The sequence below is a fragment of the Rhodococcus sp. T7 genome (genome assembly GCF_009872365.1).
Classification (GTDB): domain Bacteria; phylum Actinomycetota; class Actinomycetes; order Mycobacteriales; family Mycobacteriaceae; genus Rhodococcus_F.
In genome coordinates, this window is sequence record NZ_WXYH01000050.1 from 1 (window position 1) to 16060 (window position 16060).

General features: G+C 69.3%; 16 protein-coding genes. 3 read left to right on the forward strand and 13 right to left on the reverse strand.

All coding sequences use genetic code 11. The features are described 5' to 3' along the window. Nucleotides 1-109: 109 nt before the first annotated feature. The gene (locus tag MLGJGCBP_RS07355; protein WP_160094625.1) at nt 110-1741 is read right to left on the reverse strand and encodes a fatty acyl-AMP ligase; all 1632 of its coding nucleotides are present in this window, start codon (nt 1739-1741) and stop codon (nt 110-112) included. A gap of 224 nt (nt 1742-1965) precedes the next feature. Between MLGJGCBP_RS07355 and MLGJGCBP_RS07360 the strand changes: the two genes are divergently transcribed. Then, the gene (locus MLGJGCBP_RS07360) at nt 1966-3669 is read left to right on the forward strand and encodes a peptide chain release factor 3 (RefSeq protein ID WP_160094626.1); all 1704 of its coding nucleotides are present in this window, start codon (nt 1966-1968) and stop codon (nt 3667-3669) included. Between the two features lie 249 nt (nt 3670-3918). Then, nucleotides 3919-4407 (forward strand): hypothetical protein, encoded by a 489-nt coding sequence (locus MLGJGCBP_RS07370; protein ID WP_087560025.1) that lies wholly within the window; start codon nt 3919-3921, stop codon nt 4405-4407. Nucleotides 4408-4426: 19 nt separating this feature from the next. On the opposite strand, the gene MLGJGCBP_RS07375 is transcribed toward MLGJGCBP_RS07370, so the two are convergent. Genes MLGJGCBP_RS07375 through MLGJGCBP_RS07385 form a run of 3 tightly spaced genes read right to left on the reverse strand, consistent with a single transcriptional unit; the run spans nt 4427 to nt 6078 of the window. Further along, on the reverse strand, nt 4427-5104 hold the full coding sequence (locus MLGJGCBP_RS07375; protein WP_160094628.1) for a pyridoxine/pyridoxamine 5'-phosphate oxidase: 678 nt from the start codon (nt 5102-5104) through the stop codon (nt 4427-4429). A gap of 37 nt (nt 5105-5141) precedes the next feature. Beyond that, the gene (locus MLGJGCBP_RS07380; protein WP_201452992.1) at nt 5142-5561 is read right to left on the reverse strand and encodes a VOC family protein; all 420 of its coding nucleotides are present in this window, start codon (nt 5559-5561) and stop codon (nt 5142-5144) included. 40 nt (nt 5562-5601) lie between these two features. Further along, entirely contained in the window at nt 5602-6078 is a 477-nt protein-coding gene (locus tag MLGJGCBP_RS07385; protein WP_015889488.1) for a nuclear transport factor 2 family protein, read from the reverse strand. 408 nt (nt 6079-6486) lie between these two features. Here MLGJGCBP_RS07385 and MLGJGCBP_RS07390 point away from each other — a divergent pair, with 408 nt between their 5' ends. Then, complete coding sequence (locus MLGJGCBP_RS07390) at nt 6487-7983, forward strand: acetyl-CoA acetyltransferase (protein WP_160094629.1); 1497 nt, start codon at nt 6487-6489, stop codon at nt 7981-7983. Between the two features lie 5 nt (nt 7984-7988). Here MLGJGCBP_RS07390 and MLGJGCBP_RS07395 read toward each other — a convergent pair whose 3' ends face one another. The 9 genes from MLGJGCBP_RS07395 to MLGJGCBP_RS07435 form a co-directional block, all read right to left on the reverse strand. After that, entirely contained in the window at nt 7989-9773 is a 1785-nt protein-coding gene (locus tag MLGJGCBP_RS07395; RefSeq protein ID WP_087560023.1) for an ABC-F family ATP-binding cassette domain-containing protein, read from the reverse strand. Further along, a complete protein-coding gene (locus tag MLGJGCBP_RS07400; RefSeq protein ID WP_072941090.1) occupies nt 9773-10708 on the reverse strand; it encodes a 4-(cytidine 5'-diphospho)-2-C-methyl-D-erythritol kinase in 936 nt (311 codons plus the stop codon). The genes MLGJGCBP_RS07395 and MLGJGCBP_RS07400 overlap by 1 nt, the downstream gene beginning before the upstream one ends. A 73-nt stretch (nt 10709-10781) precedes the next feature. Continuing rightward, the gene (locus MLGJGCBP_RS07405) at nt 10782-11435 is read right to left on the reverse strand and encodes an urease accessory protein UreD (RefSeq protein WP_160094630.1); all 654 of its coding nucleotides are present in this window, start codon (nt 11433-11435) and stop codon (nt 10782-10784) included. Further along, nucleotides 11435-12124: an urease accessory protein UreG gene (gene ureG / locus MLGJGCBP_RS07410; RefSeq protein ID WP_160094631.1), complete on the reverse strand. Its 690-nt coding sequence runs from the start codon at nt 12122-12124 to the stop codon at nt 11435-11437. The genes MLGJGCBP_RS07405 and ureG overlap by 1 nt, the downstream gene beginning before the upstream one ends. A 55-nt stretch (nt 12125-12179) precedes the next feature. After that, the gene (locus tag MLGJGCBP_RS07415; RefSeq protein ID WP_160094632.1) at nt 12180-12812 is read right to left on the reverse strand and encodes an urease accessory protein UreF; all 633 of its coding nucleotides are present in this window, start codon (nt 12810-12812) and stop codon (nt 12180-12182) included. Continuing rightward, nucleotides 12812-14533: an urease subunit alpha gene (locus MLGJGCBP_RS07420; protein ID WP_160094633.1), complete on the reverse strand. Its 1722-nt coding sequence runs from the start codon at nt 14531-14533 to the stop codon at nt 12812-12814. The genes MLGJGCBP_RS07415 and MLGJGCBP_RS07420 overlap by 1 nt, the downstream gene beginning before the upstream one ends. After that, entirely contained in the window at nt 14530-14844 is a 315-nt protein-coding gene (locus tag MLGJGCBP_RS07425; RefSeq protein WP_087560110.1) for an urease subunit beta, read from the reverse strand. The genes MLGJGCBP_RS07420 and MLGJGCBP_RS07425 overlap by 4 nt, the downstream gene beginning before the upstream one ends. Before the next feature lie 8 nt (nt 14845-14852). Next, nucleotides 14853-15155, reverse strand: a complete 303-nt coding sequence (locus MLGJGCBP_RS07430) for an urease subunit gamma (RefSeq protein ID WP_005255454.1) — start codon at nt 15153-15155, stop codon at nt 14853-14855. Nucleotides 15156-15348: 193 nt separating this feature from the next. Beyond that, a partial coding sequence (locus MLGJGCBP_RS07435) for a YdcF family protein (protein WP_160094634.1) occupies nt 15349-16060 on the reverse strand: 712 nt, incomplete at its 5' end.

Sequence of the window (16060 nt, forward strand, 5' to 3'; positions counted from 1 at the left end):
AACACATTATCCAAGAAAGCCCAGGCCAGGACGCTGTGACACGCTGATCACCCACCGGAATTTTGCAACAGCCCCCCAGCTACCAAAAAGGCGCACGAGCGCGAAGCGCCTACCCCACCAGATTCGCGGACGTGGCGCGGCGGAGTTTGCCCGACGACGTCTTGGGGATGCTCCCGGGGCCGAGGACGGCGACGGTGCGGGGTCGCACACCGACCTCGGAGAACACGGCGTGCACGACCTCGTGCTCGATGCGCTTGACCGTTTCGGGGTCCTGGTAGTCGTTGGTCTCGACCGCGACGGCGAAGCTTTCCCGCTTCTGCCCGGCGTCGAGGCGCACGGCCACCGCATTGCCGGGCCGCACTCCGGCGACGGTGCCCGCGGCCCGTTCGATGTCGGTGGGGTAGATGTTGCGGCCGCCCATGATGATGACGTCCTTGACGCGACCGCACACGACGACGAGGCCCTCTTCGGTGAAGTAGCCGACGTCGCCGGTGTTCAGCCAGCCGTCCGCGTCCTGCGCGGGCTTGTGCCCGTCGAGGGTGATGTATCCGGGGGTGACCGCCTTGCCGCGGACCTCGATGATGCCGACGCCGCGGGTCGGGAGCAGTTCCCCCTCGTTGTCGACGACGCGTCCCTCGAGGTTCGGCACCATCTTCCCGAGGGTGGCGAGGGCGCGCGCGTTCGGCTTGTGCGACGGGACGGCACGCTGCATCGCCTCGAGCAGGTCCGGGTCGACGCGGTCGAGGACCTGCCCCTGGTCCGGATCGGGGATGGAGACGGCGAGGGTGGTCTCCGCCATTCCGTAGACGGGGGCGAGTGCGGACGGGTTCAGCCCGAACCGGGCGCCTGCCTCGGCGAGCGCGTTCATGGTGTCGGGGTCCACGGGTTCGGCGCCGTTCCACATGTACCGGACGGTGCTGAGGTCGACGGCGCCGTCTTCCGCCTGCTTGAGGCGGCGGGCCAGCAGGGAGTAGGCGAAGTTGGGGGCGGCCGTGACGGTGCCCTTGTACTTGCCCATCAGTTCCGCCCACAGCAGCGGCGTGCGGAGGAAGTCCATCGGAGTGATGCTCACGACCTCCGCGCCGACCTGCATGGGCACGCTGAGGAATCCGACCATCCCCATGTCGTGGAACAGCGGCAGCCAGCTGATCATCACGTCGTCCTCGATCGAGAACTTGATGCGGTCGATCATGGCGTAGGCGTTGGTGTAGAAGTTCTCGTGCGTGATCTGCACTGCTTTGGGCGAACCGGTGGACCCCGACGTGAGCTGCTGAAGGGCGATGTCGCTCTCGAACGTCTCGACCGGGTCGATGGGCGTGCCCTCGTTCAGCTCGGCCACCGTCACGACGGTGATGCCGCGTTCCTCGAGCAGCGGCTTGGCGGCGTCGAACGGCGCACCGAGGATGACGGCCTTGGCCTCGATCATGGTGATGACGGTTTCGGTGTCCTTCGCCCACACGGCCAGGTCGGTCCGCGGGGTCGGCTGGTGCAGCATGGTGACGGACGCGCCGCGCATCCAGGCGCCCTGGCAGGAGGGTGCGATGTCGACGGGCTGACCGGCGAGGATGCCGATGGCGTCGCCGTGGCCGATGCCGGCGTCGGCCAGCGCGCCCGCCATGCGGCGCGCCGCCTTGTGGATCTCACCCCACGACTGTCGCAGTGGCGCGTCGGGCTCACCCGTGTTGAGGCCACGGGTGCTGCTCGCCGCGGTCGCGTACATCTCGTCGGTGAACTTGCTCACTGTCTTCCTCCTGCACATACGGGTGTCCGAAAGCAGAAACGGTGAACTCCGGAGCGCCCCGACGACTCACTGATTAATACGTGACCGGCCGTCGATCGTTACTCGTCCCTGGCTGTGCGCCCGTCGATGTGACTGTGCTGCGAGTTCGTCTTCGGCACCCGAGTAACCTGGTATGCGGCCACACGGCCTTCCCGCACGCATCCCGTCCCCCGAGAGGTTCTTCGTTGACTACCCCGTCCGACTCGGCCGACACCATTCCAGCCGAGGCGGCGCCTGCCGCCGCGTCCGGCTCATCGGAGGGGAAATCCGAGAAGGGTGTCCGGGCCGAGGCGTCGCGTCGCCGCACGTTCGCCGTGATCTCGCATCCCGACGCCGGTAAGTCGACGCTGACGGAGGCGCTCGCGCTGCACGCGAAGGTCATTTCCGAGGCGGGCGCCGTCCACGGCAAGGCGGGCCGCAAGTCGACGGTGTCCGACTGGATGGAGATGGAGAAGGCCCGCGGCATCTCGGTCAGCTCCACCGCCCTGCAGTTCAACTACCGCTCCACCGAGGCGTCGGCGGACGAGCCCGTCGACAACGTCATCAACCTGGTGGACACGCCCGGCCACTCCGACTTCTCGGAGGACACGTACCGCGTCCTGACCGCGGTCGACGCCGCCGTCATGCTGATCGACGCCGCGAAGGGTCTCGAACCGCAGACGCTGAAGCTGTTCCAGGTGTGCCGTCACCGCGGAATCCCGGTGATCACCGTCATCAACAAGTGGGACCGGCCGGGCCAGACGCCGCTGGAACTTCTCGACGAGATCCAGGAACGCATCGGGCTCACCCCCACTCCCCTGTACTGGCCCGTCGGGATCGCCGGGGATTTCCGGGGCCTGCTCCGGCGCGGCGAGGACGGCGCCCCGCGGGAGTACATCCGATTCACGCGCACCGCCGGTGGCGCGAAGATCGCCCCCGAAGAGGTCATGGACGCCGACGCCGCCCTCGCGAAGGAGGGCTCCGAGTGGGAGACCGCCGCGGAGGAGAGCGAACTGCTGTCGGCCACCGGTCAGGACCACGACCAGGAGCTGTTTCTCGGCGGCCAGACGTCGCCCGTGATCTTCGCTTCGGCGATGCTCAACTTCGGTGTCCGCCAGATCCTCGACACGCTCGTCGAGCTGGCGCCGCCGCCGCGCGCGCGGGACGACGTCGACGGCACCCCCCGCGACGTCGCCGACCCGTTCAGCGCGGTCGTCTTCAAGGTCCAGGCAGGCATGGACACCGCGCACCGCGACCGGCTGGCGTTCATGCGCATCGTGTCGGGCGTCTTCGAGCGCGGCATGGTGGTCACCCACGCCCAGACCGGTAAGCCGTTCACGACGAAGTACGCGCAGACCGTGTTCGGCCGTGAGCGTTCGACCGTCGAATCGGCGTACCCCGGCGACGTGGTGGGACTCGTCAACGCCACCGCACTCGCCCCCGGCCACACTCTGTTCTTCGAGAAGAAGGTGGAGTTCCCGCCGATCCCGTCGTTCGCGCCGGAGCACTTCTCCATCCTGCGGGCGGAGAGCGCAGGCAAGTACAAGCAGTTCCGGCGGGCCGTGGATCAGCTCGATTCCGAGGGTGTCGTGCAGATCCTCCGCAACGACCTGCGCGGCGACGCCTCGCCCGTCATGGCGGCCGTCGGCCCCATGCAGTTCGAGGTGGTCGCGGCGCGGATGAAGGCCGAGTTCAACGTCGAGGCCCGGATGGAACCGCTGGGCTACGCGTTGGCGCGGCGCACCGACGCCGAGTCGGCCGACGAGCTGAACCGGCAGCGCGGTGTCGAGGTGTTCACTCGCTCGGACGGGGTGATGCTGGCCCTCGTCAGCGACAAGTGGCGGTTGCAGTACATCCAGAAGGAACTGCCCGACCTCACGCTCGAACCCCTCGTCGCCGCCGCCGACTAGTGCACACGAGCGGCGTCCGCACCGAACCGGCGTCGAGGCCGGTGAACGTCACGCCCGCCTTCACCAGCGCGACCGCGTATCCGGGGTGGTGTCGCGGAGGCGTTGCCGAGAGACGGACGGCGACAAGGCCGTGTCGTGCGCCGTCGAGGTGTGCGGCCCGCCCGACGCTGCTGGTAGCTTTCAGATCGAATCGAGCACACTGACGGGCTTTGCGCGGTACCCGTTTGGCCACGAGCAGGAAGCGAAACGATGGAGAACGGCATTTCCACGAACGGATCGGGCACGAGCCCGGCGACGGGATCCCCCTTCGCCGAACCGGGCACGGGCGGACTGACCGGCGGCAGCAACGGCAACGGCAAGTCCACGACCAGCTCCGCCGAGACGTTCACCTTCCCGCTGCCCACGCGCAGCTCGGGTTCGCACAGCACCGACGAGCCGGCCGAGTCCTCCGACACGACGGCGTCGCTGGAGTCTCGTGGACGCACCGTCATGCGACGCAACGCGATGGGAGTGGCAGCCGTGCGAGTCGCGGGCCGTCTTGCACACACCGAACTGCTCGAGGAGCACCTCGCGTCGGCGAGCAGTCACTCCGCCGATCCCACCGTGGACGCCGACGAACTGCTGGCGCTGCTCGGCGAGTACCTCGTTGCGGCCGGGTTCGAACGCCCCGAGATCCACGCCAAGCTGAACGGCCAGTCGATCGTCGTCGACCTGCGTTCGCCCTCGACCGCGCGCTGACCCCTGCCGCCTGCCGCCGTCAGGGCCACAGCACCTCACGGATCCACCGGTCCGACTCGCGGCGGTAGAGCCGGCGCACGTGCCTGCGCCCGGCGTCCGCCTGCCAGAACTCGACACTGTCGGGGACGATGCACCATGCCCGCCAGGTCTCCGACACGAAGTCGGGGTCGGCCTCGATGCGGGTCACCGCCGCCTCGACCGCGCGTTCGTAGTCGGCGGGATCGTCCAGCACCTCGCTCTGCCTGCTGGCGGCGGCCACGGCCCGCGCGGTGACCGACCGTTCGCGGAAGTCGCGTGCCGACAGCGCCGGGTCGCCCTCGACCACGGTTCCGCGCACCCGCACCTGCCTGCCCTGTTCGCGCCAGTAGAATGACAGTGCCGCAACGGGATTCGCGGCCAGGTCGCGACCCTTCGGCGAGCGGGTGTCGCCCGAGAACCAGAAGCCCTGCTCCGTCACGTCCTTGAGGAGCAGGAAACGCGCGTCCGGATTTCCGTCGGCGTCGACGGTCGACAGCGCAGCGGCGTGCGGTTCCGGAACACCGGCTTCCACGGCCTGCTCGATCCAGTCGAGGAACAGCGCGGTCGGTGAGTCCGGGATCGTGTCGGCGGGCGCAGGCGTCGCGCCGCCGAGTGCCGGCAGGGCGCGGATCCAGGCGCGGGTGTCCGGAAACGTCGAGCGGTCGGGTGCAGTCGGCATGTTCGGCATGAGCCGACACTAGCCGCGGCCGGATCGTTCAGTCGGGCACGGCCGGCTCGGCAGGACCCACCAGCATCCAGCGATGACCGAACGGATCGATGAGGGTGGCGTTGCGGTGTCCGTGGCCCTCCGAGATCCAGCGTTCGACGGTGCCGCCGGCGTCGCGGGCACCCACCAGCACGGCATCGGGGTCGTCGACGGACAACATCAGGCTGACGGACGTCGAACCGGACTCCGGCGCGGTCAGACCCATCTCGGGGAATTCCTCCGCCAGATAGATCATGCCGGTCGGCAACCGCAGTTCCGCATGACCGACCCGGCCGTCGTCCATGACGATCGGCTCACCCACCACCTGGGCGCCGAATACCTTGGAATACCACTCGATCGCCTCGACACCGCGCCGCACCGTCAGGTACGGCAGCGCGCCGGGAACGGGGACTTCCGGCAACGTCGTCACCTCCCAGTGTCCGTGATGCGTCGAGTCCCAGTGTGCTCCCTCAGGCGGACGCCGGAGGTTGCAACATCGCCCATTTGTTTGAAGTGAGCCGGAAACTCGGGAAATCGGACAGCGCCGCAACCGATTCCCAGGTGCGTTCGTATCCGGTGTGCGTGATCCGCCAGTTGCCGTCGGCACACCGAAGGTAACGATCGTGGTAGTAGGCAGACCCGCGCAGCAGCATGCCGTCCTCGGGAATCAGCGTGGTGTCCGCGAGGAACCACACGCCGACAGCGGTGTCGCCGGTGACGGTGATTTCGGGTTGGCCGCACTGATGCTCGGTGATGACGTGTGTCCCGAGGGTGTTCTCGAGGAAGGACACGAACGAGTCACGGGAGTCGAACGTGAGGTATTCGCTGTACGTCGCGGTGACGTCCGGGACCATCGTGTCGGCGAACTCCACCCACGACTTCGTGTCGAGTGCACGTGAGTAACGGTGCTTGAGCTGCTCGATCTGTTTGATCGCTTCGAGATCCATGACCCCCGCCTCCTGTGCAGCGACATGCAAAGCCTGGACTGCAGATTAGTCCGAGAATCTGCAGGTTCGCGTTGGATTCCCCCGTTTTGCCCGGATCATGCATATTCAGGCCGTGATCCGGGACACGAAAAGGTTACGAAATGACTGCATGGCCTGCGCTCCAGCACACACACTCCACACTACCTTAGGCAACCCTCACCTGGCAGTAGCGCGGGCCCGCGAGCGCACTCGGAGCCGCGGTCTTCGAATTCCTTTGCTGCACAGCGTTTTCAGTAATCGTTGCCGTCTCAGGTCGCACGGGACGCGCCGACCGCACCGAACGCCGGACGCGATTGCTGTGACCCCGCCTCCACAGATACCTCATCCCGCGCTACCGTGACGCCGAGAGGTCACACGAGAGGGGACTCCATGGATCCGGCCCGTATACCGGTGATCGTTGGTGTCGGCGACGTCCGCTCCGGCCGCGCGGGCGAACCGGCGGGCCCGCGGGAACCGCTCGACCTGATCACCGACGCCGCGCGCGCCGCCATCGTCGACAGCGGATCCCCCGCCCTCGGCTGCCGGATCGACGCGATCCACGCGGTGAAGACCGTCAGCTGGTCGTACGACGACCTCCCCGGACTGCTGGCCGCGCGGTTGACGCTGCCGTCACCGCGGTCGAGCACGTCCCCGATCGGCGGACACTGGCCCGCGGCACTCCTCGACCGGATCGGCGACGACATCGCCGCGGGCCGGTCGTCGGCGGCGCTCCTCGTCGGCGGCGAGGCGCAGGCGACCATGACGGCGCTCCGGAAGTCGGGCACCGATCCCGCGTCGCTGGGCTGGGAGTCGGCGCCGGGCGGCCCGCCTGCGTTCGACCCGGCGGACCTCGGGAGCCCCGCGATGCAGCGCGCCGGGCTGATCGTGCCGACCCGGGTGTACCCGTTGTTCGAGAACCGCGTGGCACACGAGTCTGGTCTCGGCCCCGGCGAGTCGCTGACGGAGTCGGCGCGGATGTATTCGGCGTTCTCCGAACTGGCGGCGAAGAACCCGGTGTCGTGGACGTCCGAGGTGTATTCCGCCGAGGACATCGCCACGGTGGGTCCGGGCAACCGGATGGTGTGCGAACCGTACCCGCTGATGCTCAATGCCATGCCGTTCGTCGATCAGGCCGCCGCGGTGCTGGTGTGCTCGCTGGCCGTCGCCCGGGACCACGGCGTCCCCGAGGACCGCACGGTGTACCTGTGGGGCGGCGCGGGTGCCACCGATCCCGTGGACATACTGAGCCGCAACGGTTTCGGAACTTCGGCGGCGATGACGGACGCGGTGCAGCAGGCGCTGTCGCGGGCCGCGGTCGACGCCTCGGCACTGGACATCGTCGACGCCTACAGCTGCTTCCCGGTGGTGCCGAAGCTCCTGACCCGCACACTCGGCCTGCGCGGCGACGTCGTGCCGAGCGTGACGGGCGGCCACTCCTTCTTCGGCGGCCCCCTCAACAGCTACACGCTGCATTCGATCGCCGAGGTCACCCGCAGGCTGCGGGAGGACGGGGGAACGGCCCTGGTCCACGGCAACGGTGGCTATCTGACGTACCAGCACGTCGTGTTGCTCGCAAGTACCCCGCATCCGGTCGGATACGTCGGCGATCCGGAGCCTGCGCAACTCACAGCGCAGGCACCGGAACTCGTCGCCGGGTACGAGGGCCGAGCCGGCATCGTCACCTCTACGGTGGAGTACGGCCGCGACGGCGCCCCGGCGACCGGGTTCGTCGTCGCGCACACCCCCGACGGCCGGCGTCTCGCCGGACACACGGGCGCCGAGGAGGCGGCCGCGCTGTCCGCCTTCGCGCACACCTTGGCGCGGTCGCCGATCGGGCGGTCCGTGCACGTCACCGATCGCGACGGCGTCCTGTCGCTACGGTTCTGACGGAGCTAGTCCAGCTCGGCGGCCAGCTCCATCCACTGTTCCTCGGTGGCTTCCTTGTCCGCGACGACCTGCTTGAGCTCGGCATCGAGCTTCTGCAGCTTGTCCGGATCGGTGGCGGCCTCCGCCAGCTTCTCGTGCAGCGTCCGTTCGCGGTCGTCCAACTTCGCGACGGCACGCTCGAGACGCGACAGTTCCTTGCGCGCGGCGCGTTCGGCGGCCCCGTCCCGCACCTGCTTGGGCGCGGACGCACCGGTCGCCGTCGACGCGACCGACGGTGCGCCGGTGTCGACCATCTTCGCCCGCCGACGCAGGTAGTCCTCGATGCCGCCGGGCAGGTTGGTCAGCTTGCCGTCGCCGAACAGCGCCCAGGTGGTGTCACAGATGCGTTCGATCAGGTATCGGTCGTGGCTGATCACGACCATCGTGCCCGCCCAGCCGTCGAGGATGTCCTCGAGTTGCTGCAGGGTGTCGATGTCGAGGTCGTTGGTCGGCTCGTCGAGCAGCAGGACGTTCGGCTCCGACATCAGCACCCGCGTGAGCTGCAGACGGCGACGCTCGCCACCGGACAGGTCACCGACCGGTGTGCGCTGCCGGGCGGGGGTGAAGCCCAGCCGCTCGGCGAGCTGTCCGGCCGACACCTCCTTGTCGCCCAACGTGATCCGCTCGGCGACGTCCTTGACGGCCTCGAGCACCCGCATGTTCGTCGGCAGGTCGTCGAGTTCCTGACGGAGCCAGCCGATGTGCACCGTCTGCCCCTGGATGCGCTTGCCCGACGCAGGCGAAATCTCCCCGGCGAGCGTGCGCAGGAGCGTCGTCTTGCCGGAGCCGTTGACGCCGACCAGACCGACGCGCTCACCGGGCGCCAACCGCCAGGTGAGGTCGTCGACGAGCACCCGGCCGTCCGGCGTCTCCAGGCGCGCGTCCTCGAGTTCGATGACGACCTTGCCGAGCCTGCGTTGCGCGAACGACGCCAGCGCCACGTTGTCGCGGGGCGGCGGGACATCCGCGATCAACGCCTCGGCGGCTTCGATCCGGTACTTGGGCTTGGACGTGCGGGCGGGTGCGCCGCGCCGCAGCCAGGCCAGTTCCTTGCGGGCGAGGTTGCGGCGGCGTTCCTCGGACGCGTCGGCCTGCCGGGAGCGTTCCGCCCGGGCGAAGATCCAGTCGTTGTATCCGCCCTCGTAGCTTTCGACCCTGCCGCCCACCACTTCCCACGTGCGGTTGGCGACGGTGTCCAGGAACCACCGGTCGTGGGTCACGACCACCAGCGCGCTCCGACGGGTGACGAGATGTTCCGCCAGCCACTGCACACCCTCGACGTCGAGGTGGTTGGTCGGCTCGTCGAGCACCAGCAGATCGAGGTCCTGGACGAGCGCGGCCGCCAGCGCGACGCGTCGCCGCTCGCCACCGGACAGTCCGTCGACCGACACCTCCAGACCGAGGTTGTCGATGCCGATGCCGGCCAGGATCGACCGGATGCGGGCGTCGCCCGCCCACTCGTGGTCGGCGACCCCGAGCGGTCCGAGCACCACGTCGCCGACGCTCGAGCCGGGCGGCAGGACGCCACGCTGGGTCACGACCGCCATCCGGAGGCCGCCGACCCGGCTGACACGCCCCGAATCGGGAGCCTCCACCCCGGCGAGCACCTCGAGCATGGTGGTCTTGCCACCGCCGTTGAGGCCGACGACGCCGATGCGTTCGCCTTCCTGCACTCCGAGGGATACCGAATCGAGCAGCGGCTTGATGCCGAAGGACTTCGATACCTGCTCGAGATTGATCAGATTCGCCATCAGTGCGATCCCTCCGCCGCGTCGTTGATTATTCGGGCGCCCGGTACGGGTCCGCTGGCGACTCGCACCGTGCGACACACCCCCGCACCTGCGAGTTCTGCGCTGACCCGGACCGCGGCATCCGCTTCAGCACATAGAAAGGCACAGGTCGGGCCGGACCCGGAGACGATCCCGGCCAGGGCGCCCGCCGCGACACCGGCACGCAGCGTCCGCCGCAGTCCCGGATTCAGCGACAGCGCGGCCGACTGCAGGTCGTTGCCCAGCAACGGGGCCAGCGTCGCGGCGTCGCCCGTCGTGAGGGCGTGCATCAGGTCTTCGGGTCCGCCGAGTCGCGGCGGGTTCCCGTCGGCACGCAGCCGGTCCAGTTCCCGGAACACGGTCGGGGTGCTCAGGCCGCCCTTCGCGAGCGCGAGCACCCAGTGGAACGTGCTGCGGGAGAGCACCGGCAGCAGTCGCTCGCCGCGTCCCGTCCCGACCGCGGTGCCGCCGTGGAGGGAGAACGGCACGTCGCTGCCGAGTTTCGCGGCGAACCCGTCGAGTTCCTCCCGCGACAGGTCGAGCTGCCACAGCGCGTTCAGACCGACCAGCGTCGCGGCGGCGTCGGCGCTGCCGCCGGCCATCCCGCCGGCCACCGGGATGCCTTTGTCGATGGCGATCTCGACGTCGGGACGTCGCCCCGCTTCGGCGGCGAGCATCTCGGCGGCCTGCCACACGAGGTTGCCGCTGTCGGTGGGCACGACGCGGGCGTCCTCACCGCGGACCTTCACCGACAGCGTCTCCGCCGGGACCACGGAGACCGTGTCGCCAAGCGAGAGCGCCTGGAACACCGTCTTCAGCTCGTGATAGCCGTCGTCACGCAGGTCCCCGACGGCCAGATGCAGATTGACCTTGGACGGGGCCCTGACGACGACGGGGCGAGGAACGACGGAAAGCACAAGGGTAGAGCTTAGGCGCTCCCGGTACGGGTGCGGAAATGCGCACCATCACGCACTTTGCCGCTCACCTGCGTCACAGGTGCGGGCCGAGCCGGGTGGTGAGGCTGCCGCCGCGGGCGAGGGGCAGACGCGTCCGCGCCGACCGGATGTCACCTGCGACTTCGGCCTGCCGGTCGTCCGGGTACCGCAGTTCACTGGTGACGGCCGCCGGACCGTCCAGCACGTCGTGTGAGACGGTGCCGACGCCGAGTTCCAACTGGTGCCGGAGCAGCGGCAGGTCTTCGAGATCGGCGTTGGTGATCCCGACCCAGCGTCCCGCGCTCTCCCCCGCCCGCCCGATCTGCACCCGCTCACGCAGCAGGAACGTCGCCGACTCGGCGAGGGACACCGTCGTCTCGACGCGATGCTCCGCGCCGCCCGCGATCACCGTGGGTTCCAGTGCGCAGTCGAGCACGGCGTCGTCCCCGACCTCCACCGACCACTGCGCGGTGGACAGCACCTCACCGCGGCCGGGCAGGGCCAGGGACGCCGCGACGCTGCGCAGCGTCAGCCGGGCACCCGGCAGCACCCGGACGGTGATGTCCCAGTGGTCGCCGCCGAGCGGGGTCGCGGCGGTGCCGATCACGTGGACCGTGTCGCGGCCGGTGATCCGGGCCGCCAGTCCCCCGGCCGCGGAGATCCGCGGACTGCGATCGGGGGACGCGAGAATCGTCAGTTCGGTGCGCACTACGGGTGCACGGCGGCGAGCGTGCGCACCTGCTCCCGCACCCACGCGAGTACCGGTCCGGACGACGGGTCCTCCGTCAACGAGATCAGCGCGGTGGGCCTGCCCTCGCGAACCTGCTCGGCGTCGCGGCGCATCACCCCGAGGTCGGCTCCGACCATCGGCGCGAGGTCGGTCTTGTTGATCACGAGCAGATCCGAGAACGTCACACCGGGACCACCCTTGCGGGGAACCTTGTCGCCGCCGGCGACGTCGACGACGAAGATCTGCACGTCGATCAGGCCCGACGAGAACGTCGCGGTGAGGTTGTCGCCGCCCGACTCCACCAGGATCAGATCGAGCGGCGGGTTTGTTGCGATCAGGTCGTCGATGGCGTCGAGGTTGGCGGTGATGTCGTCGCGGATCGCCGTGTGCGGGCAGCCACCGGTCTGCACGGCGGCGATGCGTTCGTCCGGCAGCACGGCGTGGCGGCGCAGGAAGTCCGCGTCCTCGGTGGTGTAGATGTCGTTGGTCAGCACGGCCAGCGACAACTCCTCGCGCAGTTGCCTGCAGAGCGCGGCGACGAGCGCCGTCTTGCCCGACCCGACCGGACCCCCGATCCCGATGCGGACCGGTTCCCCCGCCACCCGGACCCGCCGCGGACGGTCGTGGTGGTGGTCGTGCGGTTCACCGTCGATGAAATGTGGTGGCATGGTTGATTTCTCCTCACTGGGTGCAGCGGCTGTCACGACACTGGGTACAACGCTGTCACGACACGAACAGGGGGCGGTCCCGCAGAACGTGCCGTTCGGCGACGACGTCCAGAAGCGGGTCGGACATGCTCGCGAGTCCGGTCACGCATCGGTCGGCGATGTCGTCGCACAGGTCGGCCAACCCGAACGTGCATGCGGCGACCTGCGCGGGATCGAGAGCGAGCAGACGCTGCGCGGCGGTCGCGGACCCGGTCATGGTGGTGTACACGAAGACCAGTGCCGCCTCCCGCGGTCCGACCCCGGTGACGGCTCCGACCATGCCCGACACCACCGGCAGGTGCGGACGCGGTCCGAGCGGCGACCAGTCGTTTTCGGGCCACGTGGTGCGGGCCAGCCGCAGCAGCCCTCGACCCTGCGCCCGCGAAGACGACCGCGCCGCCGGGGACGGGGTTCGCGCGTCCATCTCGGCGTCGGCGCGTTCGGCGGTGAGCCCGCCCGCGCACACCGCCGCGGTGACCGATCCCCCGACGAGCCCGGCGGTCCGGATCCGACGTCGCAGGAACGCTTCCGTCGTGGCGACGTCGCGGACGACACCGGCGGCGACGGCCTCCTCGATGCCGCCCGAATGCACGTGCCCGCCCGTGGGCAGCCTCGAGTCGGCGAGCGACATCAGGTGAGCGAGGCGCATCAGAACAGGAAGTAGCGCTGGGCCATGGGCAGTTCCACCGCCGGCTGCTCTTCCCACACCTCGCCGTCGATGCGGACCGTGAACGTGTCGGGGTCCACCTCGATCCGCGGCTGCGCGTCGTTGCGCGGCATGTCGGCCTTGCCCCGCGACCGCACGTTCGCGACCGGCACCAGCCGCCGGTTCAGGTCCAGCCGATCCGCCAGTCCGCCCTCGAGGGCGTGCGGCGCGACGAAGTGCACGGACGTGGCGGCCGCGGCCTTGGGGGCCGCCCCGAACATGGGGCGCGGAAGCACCGGCTGCGGAGTCGGTATGGACGCGTTGGCATCACCCATCGCGGCCCACGCGATCATCCCGCCCTTGATCACCGCGTGCGGCCGGACCCCGAAGAACGCCGGATCCCACAGCACCAGGTCGGCGAGTTTGCCGACCTCGACCGACCCGATCTCGTCCTCCAGCCCGTGCGCGACGGCGGGGCAGATCGTGTACTTCGCGACGTAGCGCTGGACGCGCTGGTTGTCGGCGCCGGCGTCGCCGGGCAGGAAACCCCGCCGGCGCTTCATCACGTGCGCCGTCTGCCAGGTGCGCAGCACGACCTCGCCGATCCGTCCCATCGCCTGCGAGTCGCTACCGATCATGGAGATGGCGCCGAGGTCGTGCAGCAGGTCCTCCGCCGCGATGGTGGACGGCCGGATGCGGCTCTCGGCGAACGCCAGGTCCTCCGGGATCTTCGGGCTCAGGTGATGGCACACCATGAGCATGTCGAGGTGCTCGTCGAGGGTGTTCACGGTGTGCGGCCGAGTCGGATTGGTCGAACTCGGCAGGACGTTCGGGTGCGCGGCCACCGTGATGATGTCCGGTGCGTGACCGCCGCCGGCCCCTTCCGTGTGATAGGCGTGGATCGCACGTCCGGCGATCGCCGCGAGCGTGTCCTCGACGAAACCCGCCTCGTTCAACGTGTCCGAGTGCAGCGCCACCTGCACCCCCGCGGCGTCCGCGACGGTGAGGCACGCGTCGATGGCAGCCGGGGTCGAACCCCAGTCCTCGTGCAGCTTGAATCCGGAGACGCCGCCGCGCAACTGCTCCCACATCGACTCGGAGCTGACTGTGTTGCCCTTGCCGAGCAGAGCGATGTTCATCGGCCAGCCGTCGAGTGCCTCCAGCATCCGGGCGGTGTGCCAGGAACCGGGGGTGACGGTGGTGGCCTTGCTGCCCTCGGCGGGGCCCGTGCCGCCGCCGATCATCGTCGTGATGCCGCCACCCAGCGCCTCGTCCATGATCTGCGGGCAGATGAAGTGCACGTGGCAGTCGATACCGCCTGCGGTGAGGATCTTGCCGTTCCCGGCGATGATCTCGGTGGACGGTCCCACCACGAGATCGGGGTGCACGCCCGACATCGTGTCGGGGTTGCCCGCCTTGCCGAGCGCCACGATGCGCCCGTCCCGAATACCGACGTCCGCCTTGATGATTCCCCAGTGGTCGACCACCACCACCCCGGTGATCACCGTGTCGGGTGCGCCCTCGGCGCGGGTCGCGCGACCCTGACCCATGGACTCGCGCAACACTTTTCCGCCACCGAACACCGCTTCGTCGCCGGCCAGTCCCGGACCGCCGCTGCGGTCCTCGGTGATCTCGATCAGAAGGTCGGTGTCGGCAAGCCGGATGCGGTCGCCGGTCGTGGGACCGAACAGCTCCGCGTACCGTGCGCGGCTGAGATCGGTCACGACGCGTCCAGCTTTCCGGGAGGAGTGAGGCTCAGCCCGTGCACTTCCCGGGTTCCGCGCAGCGGCACGAGTGAAACCGTCTGCGCGATACCCGGTTCGAAACGCACCGCGGTGCCCGCGGGAATGTCCAGCCGCAGCCCGTGGGCGGCGGAACGGTCGAACCGCAGGGCGTGGTTGGCCTGCGGAAAATGAACGTGACTGCCGACCTGCACCGGCCGGTCACCGGTGTTGACCACCGCGAGTTCCGTGCGGGGAGAACCCTCGTTGAGCTCGATCACGCCCTCGGCGCAGAAGACTTCACCTGGAATCACGGTCACCCCTACGCGATCGGATCGTGGACGGTGACGAGTTTCGTGCCGTCCGGAAAAGTGGCCTCCACCTGCACGTCGTGCAGCATCTCCGGGACACCCTCCATCACGTCGGCGCGGGTGAGCACCTCCCGGCCGGACACCATCAACTCCGCCACCGACCGGCCGTCGCGGGCCCCCTCGAGGATGTGATCCGTGATGAGGGCCACGGCCTCCGGGTGGTTCAGCACGAGTCCGCGTTGCCGGCGCCTGCGCGCGAGTTCCGCGGCATAGCTCAGGAGCAGACGCTCCTGCTCGTGGGGCGACAAGCGCATGTGTCCTCCTGCGGTCGGTGCGTCGCAATACTGCCACGAACTGCACTCTGCCACCGCCCGCGCCCGGAACGGCTGCCGTTCTCACCGCGGAAACACGCGTGACACGAACCCGTCACAGCGCCGTCCTACCGTCTCCCCATGACCGACTTCCCCGCCGCCCATCCCCCATTCGACGGGGCGACGCGTCGTCCCGTCAATAGCCGGCGGGGATGCCGAACACCCTGATCGCGTCGCGGTACATGCCGAGTTGCTGATCCTTGGTCAGGGGCATGAATTCGGCGATCAGCTGACCGGCACTGGTGACCGCGCTCATCGCCCCGACCACCGGCAGTCCGGCGACGTTGAAATCGACCGTTGCCCTGCGGATGTGATTCGCCGACGTCACGATGATCGCGCCGCCCGCACCGAGCGAGCGGGCGAGCGGAACCGAATTGAGCGCGTTGCCCACCGTCGATCCGGCACGATGCTCGGGGTGGATGCGCTGTGCAGGCACACCGTGCGCCTGCAACCATCCCTGCATCGCGGCCGCCTCCGTGATGCCGTTCTGCGGGTTGCCGCCGGTGACGATGATCGGCGACATCGGCGAGACCCACGACTGCACCATCGCGGCCTGCAGGCGGTTGACCAATTCCGGACGCATCGTGCCGTCGGGGAGCAGACCGAACCCGAGGACGATGATCGCGGTGGACGGTCCCTGGATTGCCGGGAGCGGGTTCGGGGGCGTGAACGAGGCAATTCTGATCGCGTTCAGCATCCCGTCGACGCCGGCGCGCATACCGCCGTCCGCCGCGCCCAGCCGGGCGAGCGCGGCCTCACGGGTGATCAGATCACCGGCGGCGTCGGCGTAGATGGCCTGCAACGCCAGCGCGTTCGTGTCGCCGGGCTCGCCGGCGACGGCGCCGGCG